At 31.4% G+C, this 22,434-nt stretch carries 25 protein-coding genes and 1 pseudogene; 15 read left to right on the forward strand and 11 right to left on the reverse strand.

From position 1 onward, the window contains the following. The first annotated feature begins 8 nt into the window (after positions 1 to 8). Positions 9 to 650, forward strand: coding sequence for a pyroglutamyl-peptidase I (gene pcp, locus NSR03_RS00760; protein WP_069813439.1), 642 nt, complete (start codon positions 9 to 11; stop codon positions 648 to 650). Between the two features lie 71 nt (positions 651 to 721). On the opposite strand, the gene NSR03_RS00765 is transcribed toward pcp, so the two are convergent. Next, positions 722 to 1,222, reverse strand: a complete 501-nt coding sequence (locus NSR03_RS00765) for a GNAT family N-acetyltransferase (RefSeq protein WP_021338531.1) — start codon at positions 1,220 to 1,222, stop codon at positions 722 to 724. 235 nt (positions 1,223 to 1,457) lie between these two features. Between NSR03_RS00765 and NSR03_RS00770 the strand changes: the two genes are divergently transcribed. After that, entirely contained in the window at positions 1,458 to 2,270 is an 813-nt protein-coding gene (locus tag NSR03_RS00770; RefSeq protein WP_069813437.1) for a metallophosphoesterase, read from the forward strand. A gap of 74 nt (positions 2,271 to 2,344) precedes the next feature. Here the strand turns inward: NSR03_RS00770 and NSR03_RS00775 are convergent. Next, positions 2,345 to 2,961 (reverse strand): annotated as a pseudogene (locus NSR03_RS00775) (C39 family peptidase). Positions 2,962 to 3,129: 168 nt separating this feature from the next. Here NSR03_RS00775 and NSR03_RS00780 point away from each other — a divergent pair. Beyond that, positions 3,130 to 3,594, forward strand: coding sequence for a GyrI-like domain-containing protein (locus NSR03_RS00780; RefSeq protein ID WP_021338528.1), 465 nt, complete (start codon positions 3,130 to 3,132; stop codon positions 3,592 to 3,594). Between the two features lie 93 nt (positions 3,595 to 3,687). Here the strand turns inward: NSR03_RS00780 and NSR03_RS00785 are convergent, their stop codons facing one another. After that, positions 3,688 to 4,896 (reverse strand): multidrug effflux MFS transporter, encoded by a 1,209-nt coding sequence (locus tag NSR03_RS00785; protein ID WP_002511504.1) that lies wholly within the window; start codon positions 4,894 to 4,896, stop codon positions 3,688 to 3,690. Between the two features lie 170 nt (positions 4,897 to 5,066). On the opposite strand from NSR03_RS00785, the gene NSR03_RS00790 reads away from it, so the two are divergent. Continuing rightward, positions 5,067 to 5,447: a GtrA family protein gene (locus NSR03_RS00790; protein WP_002506775.1), complete on the forward strand. Its 381-nt coding sequence runs from the start codon at positions 5,067 to 5,069 to the stop codon at positions 5,445 to 5,447. Positions 5,448 to 5,641: 194 nt separating this feature from the next. Continuing rightward, positions 5,642 to 6,511: a cation diffusion facilitator family transporter gene (locus NSR03_RS00795; RefSeq protein WP_021338527.1), complete on the forward strand. Its 870-nt coding sequence runs from the start codon at positions 5,642 to 5,644 to the stop codon at positions 6,509 to 6,511. A 273-nt stretch (positions 6,512 to 6,784) separates the two neighbouring features. Here the strand turns inward: NSR03_RS00795 and NSR03_RS00800 are convergent, their stop codons facing one another. Next, positions 6,785 to 7,153 carry a hypothetical protein gene (locus NSR03_RS00800; protein ID WP_002506777.1) on the reverse strand — a complete coding sequence of 123 codons (369 nt, stop codon included), beginning with the start codon at positions 7,151 to 7,153 and terminating at the stop codon, positions 6,785 to 6,787. A gap of 378 nt (positions 7,154 to 7,531) precedes the next feature. Between NSR03_RS00800 and NSR03_RS00805 the strand changes: the two genes are divergently transcribed. After that, a complete protein-coding gene (locus tag NSR03_RS00805) occupies positions 7,532 to 8,218 on the forward strand; it encodes a 2,3-diphosphoglycerate-dependent phosphoglycerate mutase (RefSeq protein WP_069813347.1) in 687 nt (228 codons plus the stop codon). A gap of 145 nt (positions 8,219 to 8,363) precedes the next feature. Here the strand turns inward: NSR03_RS00805 and NSR03_RS00810 are convergent, their stop codons facing one another. From NSR03_RS00810 to NSR03_RS00820, 3 genes are all read right to left on the reverse strand, one after another. After that, positions 8,364 to 9,137: an ABC transporter permease gene (locus NSR03_RS00810; protein WP_031265849.1), complete on the reverse strand. Its 774-nt coding sequence runs from the start codon at positions 9,135 to 9,137 to the stop codon at positions 8,364 to 8,366. Continuing rightward, the gene (locus NSR03_RS00815) at positions 9,137 to 9,832 is read right to left on the reverse strand and encodes an ABC transporter ATP-binding protein (protein ID WP_069813345.1); all 696 of its coding nucleotides are present in this window, start codon (positions 9,830 to 9,832) and stop codon (positions 9,137 to 9,139) included. The genes NSR03_RS00810 and NSR03_RS00815 overlap by 1 nt, the downstream gene beginning before the upstream one ends. A gap of 365 nt (positions 9,833 to 10,197) precedes the next feature. Beyond that, positions 10,198 to 10,302, reverse strand: a complete 105-nt coding sequence (locus NSR03_RS00820; RefSeq protein WP_002511503.1) for a putative metal homeostasis protein — start codon at positions 10,300 to 10,302, stop codon at positions 10,198 to 10,200. A 222-nt stretch (positions 10,303 to 10,524) separates the two neighbouring features. Here NSR03_RS00820 and NSR03_RS00825 point away from each other — a divergent pair, with 222 nt between their 5' ends. The 6 genes from NSR03_RS00825 (at position 10,525) to NSR03_RS00850 (ending at position 16,030) form a co-directional block, all read left to right on the forward strand. After that, a complete protein-coding gene (locus NSR03_RS00825) occupies positions 10,525 to 11,970 on the forward strand; it encodes an MDR family MFS transporter (protein ID WP_069813343.1) in 1,446 nt (481 codons plus the stop codon). Positions 11,971 to 12,089: 119 nt separating this feature from the next. After that, positions 12,090 to 12,422, forward strand: coding sequence for an ASCH domain-containing protein (locus NSR03_RS00830; protein WP_081329715.1), 333 nt, complete (start codon positions 12,090 to 12,092; stop codon positions 12,420 to 12,422). A 189-nt stretch (positions 12,423 to 12,611) separates the two neighbouring features. Beyond that, on the forward strand, positions 12,612 to 12,980 hold the full coding sequence (locus NSR03_RS00835; protein ID WP_069813341.1) for a cystatin-like fold lipoprotein: 369 nt from the start codon (positions 12,612 to 12,614) through the stop codon (positions 12,978 to 12,980). A gap of 43 nt (positions 12,981 to 13,023) precedes the next feature. After that, positions 13,024 to 13,632: a DsbA family protein gene (locus NSR03_RS00840; protein WP_069813339.1), complete on the forward strand. Its 609-nt coding sequence runs from the start codon at positions 13,024 to 13,026 to the stop codon at positions 13,630 to 13,632. A gap of 160 nt (positions 13,633 to 13,792) precedes the next feature. After that, on the forward strand, positions 13,793 to 15,337 hold the full coding sequence (gene adcA, locus NSR03_RS00845; protein WP_069813337.1) for a zinc ABC transporter substrate-binding lipoprotein AdcA: 1,545 nt from the start codon (positions 13,793 to 13,795) through the stop codon (positions 15,335 to 15,337). A 177-nt stretch (positions 15,338 to 15,514) separates the two neighbouring features. Beyond that, the gene (locus tag NSR03_RS00850; protein WP_069813335.1) at positions 15,515 to 16,030 is read left to right on the forward strand and encodes a YceI family protein; all 516 of its coding nucleotides are present in this window, start codon (positions 15,515 to 15,517) and stop codon (positions 16,028 to 16,030) included. A 90-nt stretch (positions 16,031 to 16,120) separates the two neighbouring features. Here NSR03_RS00850 and NSR03_RS00855 read toward each other — a convergent pair whose 3' ends face one another. Together NSR03_RS00855 and NSR03_RS00860 are read right to left on the reverse strand one after the other, a co-directional pair. Then, complete coding sequence (locus tag NSR03_RS00855; protein WP_081329716.1) at positions 16,121 to 16,894, reverse strand: hypothetical protein; 774 nt, start codon at positions 16,892 to 16,894, stop codon at positions 16,121 to 16,123. Then, positions 16,881 to 17,219: a PadR family transcriptional regulator gene (locus NSR03_RS00860; RefSeq protein ID WP_002506789.1), complete on the reverse strand. Its 339-nt coding sequence runs from the start codon at positions 17,217 to 17,219 to the stop codon at positions 16,881 to 16,883. The genes NSR03_RS00855 and NSR03_RS00860 overlap by 14 nt, the downstream gene beginning before the upstream one ends. A gap of 158 nt (positions 17,220 to 17,377) precedes the next feature. Here NSR03_RS00860 and NSR03_RS00865 point away from each other — a divergent pair, with 158 nt between their 5' ends. The 3 genes from NSR03_RS00865 to NSR03_RS00875 all read left to right on the forward strand — a co-directional run bounded on the left by NSR03_RS00865 (position 17,378) and on the right by NSR03_RS00875 (position 18,705). Beyond that, on the forward strand, positions 17,378 to 17,971 hold the full coding sequence (locus NSR03_RS00865) for a DNA-binding protein (RefSeq protein WP_069813332.1): 594 nt from the start codon (positions 17,378 to 17,380) through the stop codon (positions 17,969 to 17,971). Further along, positions 17,972 to 18,445 carry an SRPBCC family protein gene (locus tag NSR03_RS00870; RefSeq protein ID WP_069813330.1) on the forward strand — a complete coding sequence of 158 codons (474 nt, stop codon included), beginning with the start codon at positions 17,972 to 17,974 and terminating at the stop codon, positions 18,443 to 18,445. 74 nt (positions 18,446 to 18,519) lie between these two features. After that, positions 18,520 to 18,705: a hypothetical protein gene (locus NSR03_RS00875; protein WP_390895388.1), complete on the forward strand. Its 186-nt coding sequence runs from the start codon at positions 18,520 to 18,522 to the stop codon at positions 18,703 to 18,705. A gap of 227 nt (positions 18,706 to 18,932) precedes the next feature. Here the strand turns inward: NSR03_RS00875 and NSR03_RS00880 are convergent, their stop codons facing one another. Further along, entirely contained in the window at positions 18,933 to 20,375 is a 1,443-nt protein-coding gene (locus tag NSR03_RS00880; protein WP_069813328.1) for a 6-phospho-beta-glucosidase, read from the reverse strand. Between the two features lie 23 nt (positions 20,376 to 20,398). Next, positions 20,399 to 22,294: a beta-glucoside-specific PTS transporter subunit IIABC gene (locus tag NSR03_RS00885; protein ID WP_069820743.1), complete on the reverse strand. Its 1,896-nt coding sequence runs from the start codon at positions 22,292 to 22,294 to the stop codon at positions 20,399 to 20,401. Between the last annotated feature and the right edge of the window lie 140 nt (positions 22,295 to 22,434).

The following is a 22,434-nucleotide window of genomic DNA, read 5'->3' on the forward strand; positions in this document are numbered from 1 at the left end:
ATTAAATGATGAATATATTAATAACGGGTTTCGATCCTTTTGGTGGAGAAGCAATTAATCCTGCTTTAGAAGCTGTAAAACTTTTGCCAGATGAAATTGATGGTCATAAGATAGATAAATTAGAAATACCAACTGTATTTCATAAAAGTAAAGAGGTCGTAGAAGAACAATTAAATCAAAAAGAATATGATATTGTTTTAGCAATTGGACAAGCAGGTGGTAGGTTTGAATTAACACCGGAACGTGTCGGAATCAATATAGATGATGCACGTATTCCAGATAATGAAGGCAATCAACCACTTGATGAAGTCATACAAACAACAGGAGCAGCTGCTTACTTTTCTAATCTACCGGTTAAACGTATGACTGAGGGAATAAAATCACAAGGTGTACCTGCACGTTTATCCAATACAGCTGGCACATTTGTATGTAATCATATTTTATATCAACTTGGTTACTTAGAGGCGACAAAGTTTCCAAATATTAAATTTGGTTTTATCCATGTTCCATTCATACCTGAACAAGTTACAGATAAAGTAGAAAAGCCATCGATGTCTCTAGAGACAATCGCTAAAGGTTTGAAAGTAGCACTTGAAGTGGTCATTGAATCAGATAAAGATATCAAAGTAGCGTTAGGAGAAACACACTAAAACTTACATCATAATAAACAAAGCGTACGTCTACATTATGTAGGAGGTACGCTTTGTTTATTATGATTTAATTATTGCTCGTGTTCAGTTCTTGTGAAGTTCATTCTTATTTCATTATATGTTTTACCGAGATAAGTAGGTTTTTTTTCAGGCGTTCGTTTAAAGCCTACCTGTTCATAGAAATTGATGGCATTGTCATTTTCCTCTACAACCCATAGCATTACATTATCTGGATAAGATAACTCTAATGCACGCTGTGTTAGCGCAAAGCCAATCATATGACGTTGATATTCTTCTAATAGATATAATGCGAAGATTTCGCTCCAATCGTCTGAAGACGTTGATGTTTGTGTCTTGCCATAGGAAATAAAACCTACAACTTCGTTATTAACAATAGCAACTAATGTTGGTACATCATGTAAGGAGGACTGCTTGATAAACTTTTCTTTATCAAGTTTTTCTAAGTAATCATTCTTAGCTATGTCATCGTAAGTTTCCAGCCAACTTTCATAATGAACTATCGCTTTACCGTGCTTATCTTCTTCGGACAAGGCTCTAATTGTAAACTCCATAGAATGTCCTCCTTTATATACTAAATTGATATTATTATAGCATCATTTATTTTTAAAAAGAAATATTTACACTTTCAATAGTAATGTAGAATAAATATATTACGTGATGACGTTGTGTTAATGATTTATATTTATTTTATTAATTAGAACAATTCAAAATTATGCGGATTACTTAATGAACTATAAGAGAGTATGTAATAATGATACTGTTATGAAGTAGAGGAATGTGATGAAAATGAGAATAGGTATGATTTCAGATTTGCATGTAGATAGACATAAGACACTGAAACCTGAAGATTATCAACAAGTATTAATTAAAGTTATAAATCAGCGAGGTATAGAAATGTTGCTAATTGCAGGAGATATCTCCAATAATTATAACTTAACACAGCAATTTATTGAGCGGCTTGAAAGCACAACACAAATAAAAGTATTATTTATTCCGGGAAATCACGATTTTTGGTCTACAGATACAGGTGCCACATCAGCTGAGATTTTAGATTTTTATATGGCGATGGAATCGTGCTTAATTGGAAAACCTTATGACATAAATGATGAATGGGCCATTGTTGGGAACACAGGCTGGTATGATTATACGTATGCGGATCCTAAATTTTCAATTGAAAGAATTGCTCGTAGAAAGTATTACGGTGCAACATGGCAAGATAAAGTGAAAATTGATTGGCCTATGGAAGATAGAAAACTATCTCGCATTGCAGCCAAACAAACGGCAAAGGATATTGAAAAAGTTAAACACAAAAAAGTGATACTTATGACACATATCGTAACGCATCCAAAATTTGCAGTGCCGATGCCACATCGTATATTTGATTATTTTAATGCGTTTATAGGAACATCAGATTTTGATACTCTATATCAACAATACGATATTCGCTATAGCATTATGGGGCATGTTCATTTTAGAAATGCATTTGAAGAACGCGGTATCACATACATTTGTCCATGTTTAGGTTATCAAAGAGAATGGCGTTCAGCTGATATAGAACAGGAAATCAATCATGCATTATATAGTATTTCAATTTTTTAGTAACCTTGTAGGGGCGAGAATATGAAAGTAAATTAAATTTATATGTCGTCCTATCTATTTTTATTTTGTCAACATTATGATGGTTGAATATAAAAACTCATGCGACCAGGTGCGTTATAACTATGTTCTAATTTAGCTTTTTTGATTTTAATAATTTGAAATTGATTGGGTATGATTGCAGGAACAAGTATTATTTTACCTAAATCTGACCATAGTAGATCAATATAATAATAATGATGTTCGTCATAACCGATGAGTACAGTGACATGAATATTGGACACTAACTGAGTGGGATGGTTATCTAATTTAAATGTACGTTTCTCAGGACGCTGACCTAGCACAGTGTGATAAATTACGACTGGTTGGCCTTGATCAATAATGCTACATAGGTCATTTAAAGATTGTCCAGTACTGTCATTGATATGTGCATCGTATTGTTTTAAATGAGGAACTAAAGCAGTCGGGAATATTGTTTGGTGATGCGCCCCCGTTTAATCCATAGATGATTGCCCACATAGCCTTTATAAGGGTTATTTGCATGTCTAGGCCAATGTTTCATAATTTGTGTAGCTGGAATAGCGTGTTCATTAAATTGTAGTATCATGGCAGCGGATACGCCTTCACATCCCATAACCATTGGAATAGGAAAAAGCTGACTAATTGGTTTTACAGATAAAATTTTTCGACTCATGCTATGGCTCCTTGCTTGATTTGTAAAAATGGAATTGTTTTGAAATTTATTTTATTATATAACCATTATTTGAAGATGCATATTAAGATGCCTGAATATCCATATAATAGTTCACGATAGAAATTGTATATGTATTTTGGTTATAATAACAAAAAGGGGTGGATGTGTATGGAATATAGATTAGAGACGCTATCACGGACTTCAGTTTTAGGTGTGAAAAAGGAGTATGGTACTGGTCAAAAAGCGCAAGAAGATATATTTAATTTCTGGATGGATTTTGATGATAAAGGGAAGAAACAGGAATTAATGCCACTAGGTAATAATCAATTGCAAGGGCTATTGGCTGTTTATAAGCCTCATGCTAATGGTGAAGTCCATTGCCTCATTGGTGTTACCAATGATACAGATGAAGCGCAATGGCAGCGAACAGAATTATCTGAGGGTAGATACATTGTCTTTGATGCTAAAGGGCCAGTACCTGAGTCTATTAAAAAAGGTATGGAAAAGATAAATAGACATATTTTACCTACATTAGATTATGAATTTCGCGATGCGCCATTTTTTGAGTTGTATAAAGAGGGACCAATTAGATCAGAAGAATATATTACAGAAATATGGCTTCCTATCGTTTAGATAAATCATAGTAACAAAAAATAAAAGGGAGCCTCCAAATATTTGGGAGCTCCCTTTAATAATAGGACTGGTGTCCCACTTGTTTTATATAGATTATTTGTTCAATACACTTCTTCTGGTAGTGAATTTTAAGCCAAGTTCTAATGAAATAATTAGCACCGTAGTAATAACTAAAATCGTTAAATATGGCATGACACTATATCCGCCTTGTAAACCAACTAACGGTGATATCACACCACCTAGAATAAATTGGAAAAGACCGAGTAAACTAGAGGCGTTGCCACTACCACCTGTACGAGATTCCATTGCTAATGTGAAGCTTAGCGGACCAATCCCTGTTACTGGGCAAACATTTAAGAAGAATGCGATGACTAAAACCCAGGTTGGTAAGTGTAATATGAGTGTGATACAAATTAATACGACGCCTGCAATTTGTATCATTGTTAGTGCAATCAGTAATACATAACGATTGATATAGCTAACTAAAATAGCAGTGAGCTGACTCATGATAATTAATCCAATACCATTAATTGCAAATAGCACACTAAATTGTTGGGGGGTCATATCATAAATTTTTTGTGTAATAAAAGGGGCTGCAGATGAAAAACTGAATAACATCACATACGTCAATCCTTGCAGCAACATAGGAAAAACAAAAGCTGGTTTTTTCAACAAATAACCAAAGTCTTTAAAAATAGTGCCGAAGTTAAGTTTTGAAAGATCAGCTGTTCTTGTTTCTTCCATTTTGAAAAGGGCAAAAAAGAATATGATCATACTAACAATTGTTAAAATAAAGAAAATAGCTTGCCAGTTTGAGACACTTAAGGCATAACCACCGATCAGTGGAGCGATAATAGTAATAATCCCATTCACGACAAGAAGTGAAGCTAGACCTTTGGCTAAGGCTTTACCTTTATGTAAATCTCCTATAGAGGCCTTAGCGATGACGATGGCTCCGCCACCAGTCAAACCTTGTATCAAACGAATTGTTAATAAAGTAGACATAGAAGTTGCGAATACTGCAATAAATGAAGCTATTGCATATAATATGATAATGATCAAAGCAATCTTTTTACGTCCATATGCATCTGACAAAGGTCCAAAGATAAATTGTCCTATTGCGAGTCCTATCATAGCGAAAGACAGTGTGAGTTGCGCTTGAGAAGCGGTTGTATTAAAATCACTTTGTACACTTGGTAATGATGGAACGTACATATCTATTGTTAAAGGACCAAAAGTAGTCATAATACCTAACACAATAATAACAATTAGCGGTATTTGGCGATTTGAAGTTTTGTCCATGTTAAGTACTCCTTTAAATTTCTCTCTTATGCATTATTACATACAAGTTTAATTATTCTGTAACTAAATAATTATCCCATATGAATTTAGAAATGCAATGATAATTTACATACTAAAAAACAAACAGAACGTGCGAAATAATTATAAATATGAATCAAAGGAGTAAGCAGATGAATTTAAATAAAACCCACTATGAAATTATAAAGTTCATCATTGTTGGTGGCATTAATACATTAAATTACTACATCGTTTACCTTATCTTATTAAAATTAATAGATTTAAATTACCTAGTCAGTCATGTAAGCGGGTTTATGGTTAGTTTTATAATTTCATATTATTTAAACTGCCATTTTGTATATAAAGTAAAACCCACATGGCGTAAATTTATTCAATTTCCGTTAACACAAGTTGTAAATATGGGTATGCAGACATTGCTATTGTATATATTCGTACAGTGGTTTCATATTTCTTCAGTAATAGCCCCGTTTGCAGGATTAATTATAACGATACCTATTACTTTTGTTTTATCAAAATATATACTGAAAGACTGATTTTTTTAAGACTTAAAAGTAAAGTTAGAATAGTGATGGCTTTTGTTTTTGTACAATTTAACAACTTTATTTAGGAAAGGCTAAAAAAATAATTAGATTTTTTATATTAAATAATTTTTGAATAAAAATTGTTGTAAATATGCTTGGGATAGGTCATAATAAATGTTCTATATTAATTAAGGTGGACAACAGATATGACACAAAGTGAAAATTTGAAAACAGCGCAAAAAGGCGCTTATTTAAGTTTAATTGTATATATCGTTCTTTCAATTGCCAAATTTATTATTGGCTCTATGTACGATTCAGCAGCAGTTAGAGCAGATAGTTTAAACAATATGACTGATATTGTAGTTTCGTTAGCGGTTATTATAGGACTGAAAATTTCTATTAAGCCTGCGGATAAAAACCATCCTTATGGACACTTAAAATCAGAGAATATTTCAACGTTACTCGTTTCGTTTATTATCATGTTTGTAGGTATACAAGTTGTTATAGAAAGTGTTCCTGAAATTTTTTCTAAAGATCACCATGCACCTAATGTAATTACGATATATGTCAGTGTTATAAGTGGCATTATTATGTTGATAGTATTTTATATTAATCAAAAGTTAGCTAGACGAACGAATAGTAGTTCGCTAAATTCAGCGGCAAAGGATAATTTATCAGATGCGTTAGTTAGTATTGGAACAGCTGTAGGTTTAATTTTTACACAATTTGGTTTGCCAATTCTTGATACAGTATTAGCAACGATTTTAGGTTTACTTATTATCTACACTGGTTTTAGAATATTTAAAGAATCAATTTTTACTTTAAGTGATGGGTTTAATGAACAAGAATTAGAAGCTTACAAAAATTATGTTTTAGAAATAGAAGATGTGATTGATGTGCAAAATATTAAAGGACGATACCATGGCAGTAGTATTTTTGTAGATGTAACTATTGTCGTAGAATCGGATTTATCTTTAGAAGATGCGCACAATATCTGTGACAAAGTAGAACAACATATGCATGAAAAAGGTATTTCTTCAGTTTATGTACATCCCGAACCAGCATCTATACAATAATTAAAAATAAATAATATTCAAACTAAATATATTTGTAATTAATTTCTGACTGTCGACAATTGTTGGCAGTTTTTTTGTTCCGACTTTTTAACATATGTAAATTCTATAATTACTTGCCTAAGATACGGTCCGAGCCTTTACGCTGGAAAATATAGTTATTTGATAAATAATTGAGTTAATAACATAAAAAGAGACCTGAAAGTAATTTCAGGTCTCTTTTTATGTGTTAAAACAATCTATTCTTACACGTAGTGCTTGAATAGGTGGCATTAATTACCACCAGCCATTAGCTAGACGGAAATCGATAGCTGCTTCTATTGAACCGTAACGCTCCTCAGCGTAGTTAATCATACCTTTAGTTTGTTCTTCAACTGTGCCAGTGCCCCAAGCTTCTTTAGTTTGTCCTAAACCTTTATAGCCCAATTCGTTTACTGCTTCAGGGTCACCGCTTGATTCAGGCATTACAATATTATCCCATAGCGCTTTAGTGCCGCCTGCTTCTATAAATTCACTGTATACGTCATTGTTAGTTTGTTGTGTTGATGTCTCAGCTGCGTCTGCTGTTGATACACTTGAACTCACTCCTAAACCAGTTGCTGCAATAGTAATCGATGCGAAAGATGCTAATAATAATTTTTTCATTTTTTAAAATCCTCCTAATAGATTTACCTGTATACAATATGAAATATCACAGGTTATGTTTTTACATTTAAGTATTTAAAAATTTAATAAATAATAGTTATTTGCTGTTTTCTTATTTCAACGTTTATAACTGTAACATCAAAAAATGGTGAGTAGGTTACAGAAAAATAAAAAGAAAGTATCTTTTATGAATAAATGAATACAATCATTTCAAAATAAAGTGTAAATTGTTATAATTTTAATATAGAAATGCGATAATAAGTGCAGGAATAGGTGAGTGGTCAGCTTTGCAACTATAAACAATAAGTATTATTGCTGTAACATTCCTGTAAATATCGTATAAAACCATATTTTACTTAATGGAAAGAAGGAAATATTATGCCAAAACTAATTTTATGTAGACATGGGCAAAGCATATGGAATGCTAAAAACTTATTTACAGGATGGGCAGATGTAAACTTATCTGAACAGGGTAGAAATGAAGCAATTACCTCTGGTAAAAAAATAAAAGACCAAGGTATAGAAATTGATATTGTTTACACGTCTCTGTTAAAAAGAGCTATTAAAACGACATATCATTTGTTAAATGAATCTGATCAGTTATTTATACCAATTATAAAATCTTGGAGATTAAATGAACGTCATTATGGCGGATTGCAAGGTTTAAATAAAAATGATGCTCGTGAAGAATTTGGTGAAGACCAAGTTCATATTTGGAGACGATCATATGATACACCACCACCAAAGCAAAATGAAGAACAACGAAATAGTTATTTAAATGATAGAAAATATGAACTTTTAGATAGAAGAGTTATGCCAGAATCTGAAAGCTTAAAAGATACCTTGGTTAGAGTGATACCATATTGGAATGATCAAATTTCTCAACAGTTATTAGATGATAAGACAGTATTAGTTTCTGCTCATGGTAATTCATTACGAGCACTAATTAAATATTTAGAGGATATATCTGACGAAGCTATTGTTAATTATGAAATAAAAACAGGCGCACCTCTTATTTATGAATTAACAGATGATTTAAAAGTGACGGATAAATATTATTTATGATGAAAGCTAAGTAATAAACTAGATATAATATATAACAGCCCTGAATTTATAAAATTCAGGGCTGTTATATATTATAATTTCGTGCTTGCTTACCTAGAACACATCATGAGAGTCTGGTTTTAATAACTTATCTTAGGAGTAAAAATTAAACGTTCTTTTTTCTAAAGACTAAAACTACTAATGCTAAGAAAACTACAATATATGCAATATTACCAATAAGTAATTCGTGTAATTCTAATTTTGTCATTTTTTTGTATATATCATTATCGAGAATTTGGACACTTAGATTTAACATATTAATAGGACTCCATTTAAGCCATTCCCATTGCTCAATTGCCATAAATAAAATGCCAGCGAGTATCGAAGTAGCAAAATAGAAAACTATACCGACAGCGATTGAGACGCCTGGACTTTTAAGTATACAAGAAAGTAACAACGTTAAACTTAAAATGAGCCACATACCTACATAAGTTGCTAATGATGTTAATAATAAACTTTGTAATGGAGATAATTGTTCTCCTGAGTGTTTTAAAATATCGATGTCAGAGAAAAATGTAAGGTTAAGTAGCAAACTAATTAGAATACAAAGTACAAATACAATTAGAGAGTAGATAAACAAGGCAATAAATTTACTTAAAATAATACTTGTTCTTGTGTAATTTCTATAAAGTAAATTTTTAATTGTACCGTAATGGAATTCCATAGTAATAATTGTACTTGCTTGAATTATCATCAAAAAGATAATCCAAGAAAAGCCACTATAACCTTGTTCAAGTAGCAACTTTGACTCAATTACATTCGAATAGTTTTTGCTTAAAATAGCTAAACCAATCATGATGATAAAAATAATGATTGGTATAATAATTGATGATTTCTTTTTAAAAATTTTATATAATTCTTGTTTTATCAATGTTCCCATTATTTTTTCTCCTCCTTATGATCGATAATATTAAGCAATACATTTTCCAAATCACTTTCATTCGAATTATTGAGTTCTTCCATTGTCGTTTCTTTAACGATAGCACCATTATCAATAATTAAAATCGAGTCAGTCACTTTAACGAGTTCACCTAACATATGACTTGATATAAGAAACGAAACACCTTGTGCTTTGAGACTTAAAATAGTTTCCCTTACATTTCTCACTGCTTTTGGATCTAATCCGTTCATAGGCTCATCTAGGATAACGAGTTGAGGTTGATTTAGAAGGGAAAGTGCAATACCTAATTTCTGTTTCATTCCTAAAGAATATGCTTTAGCTTTTTTATGTATGAATTGAGACATTTCTAAATTTTTTATAATTTGTTCCATGTTTTCTTTTTCTTTATCTTCATTAATTAAATTCATGTTTTCGTAACCGGTAAGGAAAGGATACACTCCAGGGCTTTCAATTAAAGCGCCAATGTGGTTATTATTCATAGGCCCATGTAATTTAAGTGAACCGGATTGATAATTAGAAAGTCCTAAAATCACTTTCATTAACGTTGTTTTCCCAGCTCCATTAGCACCGACTAAACCTACGACCTCGCCCTGCTTAAGAGTGAATGAAATGTCTTTTAAAATTTTTTGCTTCTTAATCCGTTTGTTAATATTTTCTATAGTTAAAAGTTGCATAAAATTCTCCTTTCAAATAAAATTATTGGTGTACAACACTATTTTACCGAAAAAAGTAAAGGCAATAATATACTTTAATTATAATATTTTTAAGTATATTATTGTCTTGATGAAAAGTAAGAGACTGAGACATATCACATGTCTCAGTCTCGATTTTTCTAGTTGGCAGTGCTGGGGTGAGACGACGAAATTTTGTTAGAAAAATTAGATTTCTGTCCGTCTTCTTATGCATCATTATCACACAGTTATATGAGAATTAATTTATGTAGAAAATCCGCATAATTTAATAGAAATTGACAAACACCATTCTGGAGGGAATTTAAGCTGTCACTATAATTTAAAATTAACGTATTTAAGTAGAAATATTATTTATTACGTTTGTGTTGCTGAATAATCTTGCGCGCACGTTTTCGTGTCTTTATATTAGGACTATTTAAGTTACGACGTGCTGTTTGTACATCTAATTTCATAAAATATGACCTCCTTTATCTATGTGTATTATGAAGTATCATAAATATTTTGTAAATAGTAATTATTACGATTTAAAGATAGGGGTTGTGCATAAAAAAATAATTACGACGATTTGCAATGTTTTTAAGTTTATTTAATGTGATGTCGTTGAAATATATGTATAATGCATAAATGCAGCTATTTTATGGTTGATAGACTAATAGGAAAACAGGAGACAGAATATGAATCAAAAAGCCAAAATATTAATGATATTAATGATGTTGCTTGGCGGTTTCTTTGGACTTTTAAATGAAACGTTATTAACAACAGCATTACCAAGTATAATGAAAGATTTTCAAATAGATTACACACAAGTGCAATGGCTCACAACAGCCTTTCTATTGACTAATGGCGTAGTTGTCCCATTATCAGCGATGGTGATTCAACGATTTTCAACTAGGAAAGTATTTTTAACAGCAATATTAATATTTTTTATAGGTACTATAATTGCAGGATTTAGCTCTAATTTTTCAATTTTATTAGGGGGAAGAATTGTTCAAGCATTAGGATCTGGAATTATGTTACCGCTGATGATGACTACAATATTAGACATCTTTGAACCTCATGAGCGTGGTAAGTATATGGGGACATTTGGTTTAGTAATTGGTTTAGCACCAGCCATAGGGCCAACGTTATCAGGTGTACTTGTTGAATACTTTGATTGGCGTTCACTTTTCTTTGTTGTTGCACCAATCGCAGCATTAACATTCATCGGAGCACTTAAGTTTGTGAAAAACGTGGGTACGAATAGAAAAGTACCAGTTGACGTATTATCCATCATATTATCCATACTAGGATTTGGTGGTTTACTCTATGGTACAAGTTCGATTTCACGTGATGGTTGGAATGATCCAGTAGTTTTAACAACTGTAATAGGCGGACTTATCTTAGTAACAGCTTTCATTATCCGCCAAACAAAATTAAAAACGCCATTACTAGATTTTTCAGTATTCAAAAACAGTCAATTTGCTGTAGGTATTATAATTATGGCATTTACAATGATATCAATGATTGGATCCGAAACAATATTACCAATGTTCGTGCAAAATATAATGAAAGACTCAGCGCTTCAATCTGGGCTTATATTATTACCTGGTGCAATTGTAATGGGTATAATGTCAGTAGCTTCAGGATTTTTATATGAGAAGTATGGTGCTAAAATATTAGCATTAATTGGCATGTCCATTGTTGTAATAACGACTTCTTATTTTGTAATAATGGACGAACAGACTTCACCAGCAATTCTTGCAACGGTATATGCAATTCGCATGATAGGTATTGCATTAGGATTGATGCCATTAATGACACATACAATGAACCAGTTATCACGTGAGATGAATGCACATGGTTCATCAATGACGAATACAGTGCAACAAATTTCAGCTTCTATTGGTACAGCTGGCTTAATTACAGTGATGACCCAAGTTTCTAAAAACTTCACACCTGATATGAGTAATTATAAAGGTATTGGAAAACAAGAGATGGCAGCTCAAATACAACATGAAGCTTTATTAAGTGGGTATCATGGCGCATTTTGGTTTGCAGTTATTATTTCTATTATCAGTTTACTCAGTGTGTTTATGCTGAAAAGTCAACGCAAGATACGAGCAGAACAAAAAGAATTATAATAGATTAATGTTACGAAGCACTATAGACAACACTGTAATTACATTTGCAATTGTGATATTTTTAAACATAAATAACCACATAAATACAAGAATGGAGTGTATGTATCATAGAACATTCGATGAAATTAAATAATGAGCCATTTCATCTAGTTAAAAATGGGACAAAAACAATCGAAGTAAGATTAAATGATGAAAAAAGACAAGAAGTACAAAATGGAGATACTATTATTTTTACAAATCTCGAGACGGATGAACAAGTCAATGTAGTCGTCACAGAAACGGTGGGTTTCCCTTCATTTCAAGCATTGATTAATCATTATACAAATAAAGAAATCGGTGCTAAAGAGGAAGAACAGCTTTCTCAAAAATTAGCAGCCATATATCAAATATATTCGCAAACTGACGAATTAAATTATGGTGCATTAGCAATTAAAATGCACTTAGCAGATTAACAATAAATTCGGCCTGACATAAATTGTCGAGCCGAATTTTTATTCGTAAAAATAAAATATTTAAAAAGAATGAATTTAAAATCACTCTAGAACATTTAAGTTGTTCATTGTATGATAATATTTATGGAAGAAGTATATTTTAAAGGTGATTCATGAATAGTTAAACTGGATTTAGGAGTGTGCCAAATAATGAAAAAGTTATTGATCATGATCGCTATATCGACGATTATTGTAGCAGGCTGTATTAGTGGGAAGTATGCCGATAAAATAGATAAAGCAGTAAATAAACAACAAACATATCAAGAGAACTTATCTGAAAAACAAAAAGGTGATCTTGAAGAAAAATTCGACAAAAAGAATGCGAATATATACGTTTATGAAAAGGGTAAATATGTCATGCTTGCTTATAAGCCTTTTAAAGAAGACGAAGAAGTACATTATTATACTTATAAATTTGAAGACGATAAAGCAAAACATTTAAAAGATTTTAATTCGAAAGCATATACACACAAACATGAACCTGATTATAAAGAAGAAAATATGGATATTAAAGAATAATTTTATTTAGCGATATCTAAAATTGAGGTGTTTTTGAAAGCATATGAAAAAATTATGGCTATGTTTAGGTTTGATAGCTACTATGTTATTAATAACTGCTTGCTCAAGTGATGAGGATGCACATAAAGATGACAAGCAAAATGCCAATGGGAAAATTAAAATTATAGAATATGGTGATTTTAAATGCTCCTATTGTAAAAAAGTAGAAAGTAATATTATACCTAAACTTAAAAAAGATTATATAGATAAAGATAAAGTGGATTATGAATTTGTGAATATGGCTTTTCTTGGTGATGATTCGATTATTGGATCGAGAGCTGGTCATGCAGTACAGCAAATTGCACCGAAGCAATATTTAGATTTTCAAAAATTAATGTTTGAACAACAAGGCGATGCTGAAAAAGAATGGATAACTGAGTCACTGGTTGATAAACAAATTGATAAATTAAGTATCGACAGTAAACAAAAAGAAAAAATTAAAAAAGATTATAAAACTGAAGATAGTAAATCATGGAAAGCAGCTCAGAAAGATAAAGAACAAGCTGAAGATAAAAATATTGATACCGCACCTACAGTTTATATAGGTGGAGAAAAAGTGGAAGATCCGTATGATTACGACAATTATAAAAAATTAATAGAGAAAAACGAGTAACTAATAGGTCTAAAGTACAAAAAATTGTAATAACAATGTACTTTAGGCTTTTCTTTTACATGAAAATAAATCGTAATCATTATTATTTAGTATTGCGTTTTGGTCGAAGGGAGTTTATAATTTTAAATCGTAAGCATTACTATTTATAGGAGGATGTAGAATGAAAAAAACACTATACATAATATCTTTGGTCATTACATTTGCAATTGTCGTAGCAGGATGTGGCAAAGCTGATACGAATGAAAAAGGAAGTGAAGGTGACAAAAATAAAATAAAAATTAATACAACAGTTTTTCCGCTAAAATCATTTGCTAAAGAAATTGGAGGAGAACATGTTTCAGTAGAATCAATTTATCCAGCAGGCACAGACTTACATAGCTATGAACCAACTCAAAAAGACATAATTAATGCGAGTAAATCAGATTTGTTCTTATACACAGGGGACAACCTAGACCCTGTTGCTAAAAAAGTGGCATCAACGATAAAAGATGAAGATAAAAAATTATCGCTAGAAGATAAATTAGACAAATCCCAACTACTTACAGATCAACATAGTCACGAAGAAGAAGAGGGGCATGAGCACGAGAGACATCATCATGGAGGATATGATCCGCATGTTTGGTTAGATCCTAAATTCAATCAAACTTTTGCTAAAGAAATCAAAGATGAATTAATTAAAAAAGATCCAAAACACAAAAAAGATTATGAAGAAAATTATAAAAAACTAGATAAAGAACTGAAAAAAATAGATGACAAAATGAAAGATGTTACAAAAGATAAACAAGGTAATGCTGTGTTTATTTCTCACGAATCAATGGGTTATTTATCTGAAAGATATGGTTTTGTACAAAAAGGTGTTCAAAACATGAATGCAGAAGACCCATCTCAAAAAGCTTTAACAGAAATAGTTAATGAAATTAATGATTCAGGAGCAAAATATATTTTATATGAAGATAATGTTTCAAATAAAGTTACAGATACAATTCGTAAAGAAACAAAGGCTAAGCCATTAAAATTTTATAATATGGAATCTCTTAATAAAGAACAACAACAGGATGAGGATTTAACCTATCAATCCCTTATGAATAAAAATATAAAAAACATTGATAAAGCTTTAAGTAACGATATCAAAGTAAATGATGATAAACAGCAAGGCAAACATGAAAAAGCAATTTCAGAGGGTTACTTTAAAGATAACCAAGTTAAAGATAGACCATTAGCGGATTATAAAGGTGATTGGCAATCAGTATATCCATATTTGAAAGATGGATCATTAGATGATGTGATGAAGCATAAAGCTGAAGAAGATGATTCAATGACAGCAAAAGAATATAAAGCGTATTACGAAAAGGGTTATAAAACAGATATAGATAATATCAATATCACAAGTGACTCAATTACGTTTGAGAAGAACGGCAAAAAAGCGTCAGGTAAATATAAGTATGATGGCAAAGATATTTTGAAATATGAAAAAGGCAACAGAGGTGTAAGATATACATTTAAATTAGAGGGTAATGAAGATAAAGATTTACCTAAGTACGTCCAATTTAGTGACCATAATATTGCACCTAAGAAAGCACATCACTATCATATATTTATAGGTAATGATAAAGAAAAAGTGATGAAAGAATTAGATAATTGGCCGACATATTATCCTAAAGCGTTAAGTAGTAAAGAAATCAAAGCAGAGATGCTAGCGCATTAATATTGAAATTTACTGTAAGTTAAATTACTTTTTAAATTTAAATTGAATAAAAAAGTGAATTAAGGGAATGAAATTAAAAGTAGATGAAAAGTGCAAACTTTTCACTTGATATAATAAATATATCTGGTATACTAAATGTATCAAATAAACTAATAATACTTTGGAGGTATGTTTTTTATGACAACATTTAATTTTGATCCAGCACATTCAGTAGTAGAATTTTCAGTGAAGCACTTAATGATTTCAAACGTTAAAGGTAAATTTAAAGATTTCGATGTAAACTTAGAAGGCGACATTAATGATTTAAAATCACTTAAAGGTACAGCTGTAATTAAAGCTGACTCAATTGATACAAACGTAGCAGACCGTGATGGTCATTTACGTAGTGGAGATTTCTTTGATTCTGAAAATTATCCAGATGTAAAATTTGAAATTACTTCAGTAGATGAAAAATCAGTAACGGGTAATTTAACAATTAAAGATGTAACTCAAGAAGAAACTTTTGATGCTTCTTATGAAGGTTCAAGTAAAAATCCATTAAATGGTGCAACAACTGCAGGATTTATTGTAAATGGTACAATCAATCGCGAAAAATACGGCATGTCATTTAACCAAAAACTGGAAACAGGCGGCGTAATGGTTGGTAAAGATGTGAAATTCCAAGCTAGTATAGAATTTGCTTTAGAAGACTAAGAAACATAAACGTCTAAAATTTAACGCTTATTAAAAGAAATAGCTACTAGATAACCTAATATAGGTATCTAGTAGCTATTTTTATATAGATTAATGACTTTTTTCTTTTCTCTCACGCCAATATTTAAAGAATATATAAATACTAACACTCCAGAGAATAATTATAGTACCGATACTAGTAATCAGTACGAAATTATAGTTTGTATGATCTCCACCAGTAAATATTCTTCCAATAAGGTCTGGGAGACATAAGACTAATATTAAAAAAGCAAAATATTTTTGTTTTAATACAAAACAAGTAATCATTGTAATTAATAAAAGTATTAGTCCCATTGTAAAGTTAGTAGTTTGATCGGGTGACCAAAAAACAAATAATGGATGGTTACGTAACACGAATTCACACAGTAAGTAAATTCCGAAAATAACAGGTGCAATAACGAAAGCAGCAACATATGTTTTCTTACTATCGCCCCATCTCATAATTACTTTTTTTACTACAAACAATACCAATACAAAAGAACCAATAAAGATGAACAAAATATAGAGTATTAAAGATAAGCTTAACTGGAATGAATTATCCAGCATTCTTGGAACAGTTGTCATTACAATCATAAATGAAATAATGTAAAGTATGTATTTATGAATACCTTTAGTTAAACTCAATTCTTTAGAAAAGTTATCAGCATAATCTTTAATAGGTGTGTTTAGTAAATTATCAATATTATCATTGTTTTCTTCAGCGATTGTAATATGATCACGTAATTCTTCTTCAATCGCATTAACTTCATCTTCGTTCTTGCCACGAAATAATAATTCGATTCTTAATTTAAGTAAAAAATCTTCAGCTTTTTTAGTCAACAACATCAACACTCCTCATTAAATTATTCATCCCATTATTTAAGTAGTTCCACTTACTTTTAAAATTTGCTAATTCTTTTTTTCCGTCTTCAGTTAATAAATAATACTTACGTTTTGGTCCGCCAGTATCCGATTTTTTAGTTATTGTAGTAACATAACCATTTTTATTTAGTCGTAATAATACTGGATATATACTGCCATCGCTAATTTCAGGGAATTGTTGAGATTTTAATTTATCTAGAATTTCATAACCATATGTTTCACCTTGAGAAATCAGTCCCAATATGGCCCCATCTAATAATCCTTTCATCATTTGATTTGAAATTGACATATCATCCCTCTTTTCACTATCTTATAATATAAGGTAGTTTAAATTGTAAGATTTGTCAACTATCTTACGATAAAAGTTAGTGAGTTATAATTAATGCTTATTGATAAATAATGAAACGATGAAATGGGTATAGTGATACTAAGATAGGGGGAGATAACATGTCAACAGAATTGCCAAAAATTGGAAGACCTGCAACACAAGCACTTAATAATATAGGGGTAACAACTTTGGAAAAAGTATCACAGTATGAGCGTACAGCGCTATTAGGCATTCATGGTATTGGACCTAAAGCGATTGAAATTCTTCATGAATCGTTAATAGATATCAACTTGAATTTTAATAATGAAACCGAGTCAGACTTACCATTTAAATTAACGGGAGATTTAAATTGTGATAATGCACCTAAAAGAAAAGTAATGTTAGATTTTTTAATAGGCTCAATATTAGTAGATAAAGCACAATTATTTGAAGCTGTCACAGAAGATTTTATATGGGAGGTTCCTGGCGCTATTGAATTACATGGTTTTGAAGCGTTTTATGATGAAATTAACGAACATAAATTCGACATTGCTTCATTGGAAGTAACGCATAATATTTCACATGGCAAATTAGGCGCAGTTCATGGCACTCAAATTGCTCAAAATGGAGATTCAGTTTATTTTGCAGACTTCTTTGAATTTGAAAGCCATAGCAAAAATGCTAAAGTAAAAAAAATAACATCATATGTAATTATGAATGAAGGAGAATCGTAAATGACATTTCAAGTTAAGGAAAATAAAATAATTTTTACGAGAGATTTTAACACAACTGCACAAAATATATTTAAAGCTTATACTGACCGTGCTTTATTTGAACAATGGTTTCATCCACAAGGTGCAAAGACTGAGGTATTTCAATTTAATGTTCAGACTGGTGGACATGCATTTTTTGCTATACGTGCGCCTCAAGGTACAAGCTATACTGTGACTAATTATAATGAAGTGAAGGAACCTATACTCATTGATTACTATGATTACTTTGCAGACAAAGATGGTAATATTGATGAAAAAATGGCAGGTATGCATAACATCATTCATATAGAAGAAAAGAGTGACGGTTTAACTACGATTAAATCTATAGCAGAATTGCCAGATCCTAAAGCAGCACAACAATTGTTGGACATGGGTGTAGAAGAAGGTATGAATAGTACTTTTGATAATTTAGAGACACTTTTAACAAAATTATAAGAATAGTCAATAAGATGTTGAAAATCACCTGTTTATTCTAAGCCTCTTTTCGATATAATAGTATATGAAAAGAGGTGAGTGTATTGAATAAACGTTATGTTAAAGTACTTGGACTATATTCAGTGAGTACGCTACTACCGGCGTTATTTTTAAATGAAAAAAGTTTGAGTCATACTACATTTAAATGGTTTATACGTACATTAACAGGATATGGCATCTTTGCTTATGGTTTACATGTGTTAAGTAAGTATAAAAACTAATATTTTATATAAAAAGAGAGTAGTACAGAACTCTAATTGCTCTAATTAGAGTTCTGTACTACTCTTCATACTGACGACAAAGTCTTTGGCTTTGTCGTCAGTTCTATTTGCGTATACTTAAGTAAATCAATATTCTTCATAATAGTTAACTTAGGTTAGAGTCAAAAGTATTAGTCGATGATTAGTACTATTACCACAGGAATCAGTGAAAATTACTGTCTTTATCACTAACTTAATGATTCACCATTTGTTTCAATAACATTACGATACCAATCAAAAGAATCTTTCTTTCTACGTTCTAAAGTGCCATTACCTTGGTTATCTCTATCGACATAAATTAGACCATAACGTTTTTTCATCTCTCCTGTAGTGAAAGAAATAATATCTATAATACCCCATGGTGTATAGCCCATTAAATCCACTCCATCTTCGTCAACTGCTGTGATTGCTGCATTAATATGTGCTTTTAAATAATCGATACGATACGTATCATGAATTTCACCGTTTTCATCAATTTCATCTACAGCACCAAAGCCATTTTCAACTATGAAAAGTGGTATTTGGTAACGATCATATAATATGTTCAAAGTATAACGTAGCCCTGTAGGATCAATGGCCCAACCCCAGTCACTTTGCTGAATATGAGGATTATCGACAGAATTCGCTAACCCACCATTGGTAACATTTTCTCCAGTATATGATTTTGCATCGTGTTTAACAACAGTAGACATATAGTAGCTAAAACCAATATAATCAACATTACCTTCTGATAAAATTTTGTCATCTCCTTTTTGCCAACCAATATCATAATTTTTTTGTTCTAACATTTTATTTGCATAGCTAGGGTAGTAGCCTCGAACTTGGACATCTGGGAAGAAGAAACGTAAACGATTTGCTTTTACGGATTCCATCATATCTTCTGGATTACAAGAATAAGGATATATTGCTACATGAGAAATCATTAATCCTATTTCAAAATCAGGGTTAATTTCTCTACCTATTTTTACAGCTTTTGCACTCGCGATTAATTCATTGTGAGCGACTTGATACAGTACTTCTTCTGGGTTTTCATCTTCTTCGATAAGGACGCCTGAGTTTGTCCATAAGAAAATCGGATTATCTATATCCATTTGGTTATTAATTTCATTAAAAGTCATCCAATATTTAACTTTATCCTTATAACGCTTGAATACAGTTTCTGCAAATTGAGCAAAGAAATCTGCTACTTTTCTATTTCTAAAACCGCCATATTCGCGTGCTAAATGTAAAGGCATTTCAAAATGAGATAAAGTAATCACTGGCTCAATCCCATATTTTAACAATTCATCAAAAATATTATCGTAAAATTGTAGTCCTGCTTCATTAGGTTCTGTTTCATCTCCATTAGGAAAGATACGAGACCAAGCGATTGACGTACGTAAACAATTTAATCCCATTTCATTAAATAATGCGATGTCTTCTTTATAACGATTATAAAAATCTATACCTACATGATTTGGATAATATTTATTTGGGTCTACATCTTGCGTGATTTCACGAGGCTTGCCATGTTCTCCATTAGTCATTACATCAATAACACTTAAGCCTTTTCCGTCTTTATCGTAACCACCTTCAAATTGATTGGCAGCAAGAGCGCCACCCCATAAAAAGTCTTCTGGTAATTTAGTCATTATTATATACTCCTTTATTCTTATTATTTATTTATAATTGTTAGTAATGCATCATTTTGCGAAACTTGTACTGCATCTGTAGTAATTACTTCACTAAATTCAGCTGAATTAGTGACAATGATTGGAATTACAGTATCGTACCCATTTGATTCAAGCCATTTTTGATTGAAACTTATTAAAGGTTTACCTTGCTTGACTGCATCATTTTCATTAACAAATAGTTCAAATCCTTCTCCATTTAACTGAACAGTTTCTAAACCAACATGTATTAATATTTCTACACCATTAGGAGAAGTAATTCCTACTGCATGTTTACTGTTAGCAATCATACTTACGGTACCTTCAATTGGTGAATAAATTGTATTATCCTGAGGTTTTATAGCAATACCTTGACCCATCATACCTTCAGCAAAAATAGGATCATCGACTTCAGGTAATGGAATGACTTGTCCATTTAATGGACTATGAATAAGTGTTTCAAGATTATTATTTGTTGAATTAGTTTGAGGGTCAGTACTTGAATTAATTTCTGTGTCTTCTACTTCTTCTGTCGTATCATGACCATAACCTAAAAATTGAATTAATATAATAGGTAAAATGATAGCAATTATTGATCCTATTACAATGCCCCATATAGATGAAGGATTGTCGGGACTATATCCGTTAATAATTGTTATAGGACCAGGTAGGCCAGCATATGCATAATATTTAGGATTAAAGAAACTTGCAACAAATGCACCTAGAGCACCACTAATACATGCTATTATAAAGGGCTTTTTAAAGCGTAAATTAATACCATATATTGAAGGTTCTGTAATACCAAAAATGCCAGTAACAGCAGCTGAAGAAGCGACGCGTTTAATTTCTGTTCTTTTAGATTTTATTAATACGCCGATAACAGCTCCCATTTGTGAAATTACGGCAATTGTTTGGAATGCTTGGAAAGAATCACTTTGATGTTGTTCAAAATTTGCTAAAACCATAGGAGTGATTCCCCAATGTACACCGAAGATTACTAATATTTGCCACAAACCTCCAATAAGTGCGCCTGCTAACCATGGTGCAACTTCAACTAGAAAATTAAAGCCAGCAGCAATACCATGTGCTCCGAGGGTAGTGATTGGTCCAATAACGAGTAACGTAACAGGAACCATAATAACAATACTAAAAAATGGAGTGAATAAAGGTTTTACTACATCGTGTATCCATTTGTTTAAGTATTTTTCAACATAGGATAATATCCAAACTAAGAACAATGGTGGCAAAACAGATGAAGTATAACTTGTCTCTGTAAGAGGCATACCAAACAATTTAATAGTTTCTCCGCTTTGTATTCTTTCTACCATTCCAGTTAAATCAGGACTCACCAATGCTGCAGTACAAGCAATTGCAATATAAGTATTTACATTAAAATGGCGTGAAGCAGTAATTGCGATGAATATTGGTAAGAATGTGAAAGGTGCCCAAGATATGAAGTTAAATACTTCATAAGTACCGGTATTTTCAAAATTTGGAACTATAAGTTTTATGATTATTAATAACCCTTGTAATATACCAGCGGCAGCTAAAATATAAATAAATGGTGCGAATACTGCTGACATTGTTGCGATTACACGATTGAGTATCGAACCTTTATTTTCAGGTTGATCATTATCATTAGATTGTTGTTTACCAGTTAAAATCTCAAAAGATTTATATACTTCACCAACGTTATTGCCAATAACGACTTGAAATTGCCCATTATTTTCTACAACAGTTACAACTCCGTCTATTTCTGAGACTTTCTTTTTGGCATCTGGAATAGATCTCTTCAATACTAAACGTAATCGTGTCGCACAGTGAGTACTTTTGACAAGGTTTTCTTCTCCTCCAACTGCCTCTAATATACTTTGTGCGAGTATTTTATTTTTGTCTGCCACATTTCCCAACCCCTTTAATAAGTTAATCAACACGATTTGTGTAATCGTTTCTTACATTCTAATTGTACCGGTACAATTTGTAAAGACCCTTACAAATAAAAAGTTCGATAGTTTAAATTGGCATTCATGTTATAATTGGG

The sequence above is a fragment of the Staphylococcus sp. FSL W8-1207 genome, assembly GCF_038003745.1.
Taxonomy (GTDB): Bacteria; Bacillota; Bacilli; order Staphylococcales; family Staphylococcaceae; genus Staphylococcus; species Staphylococcus equorum.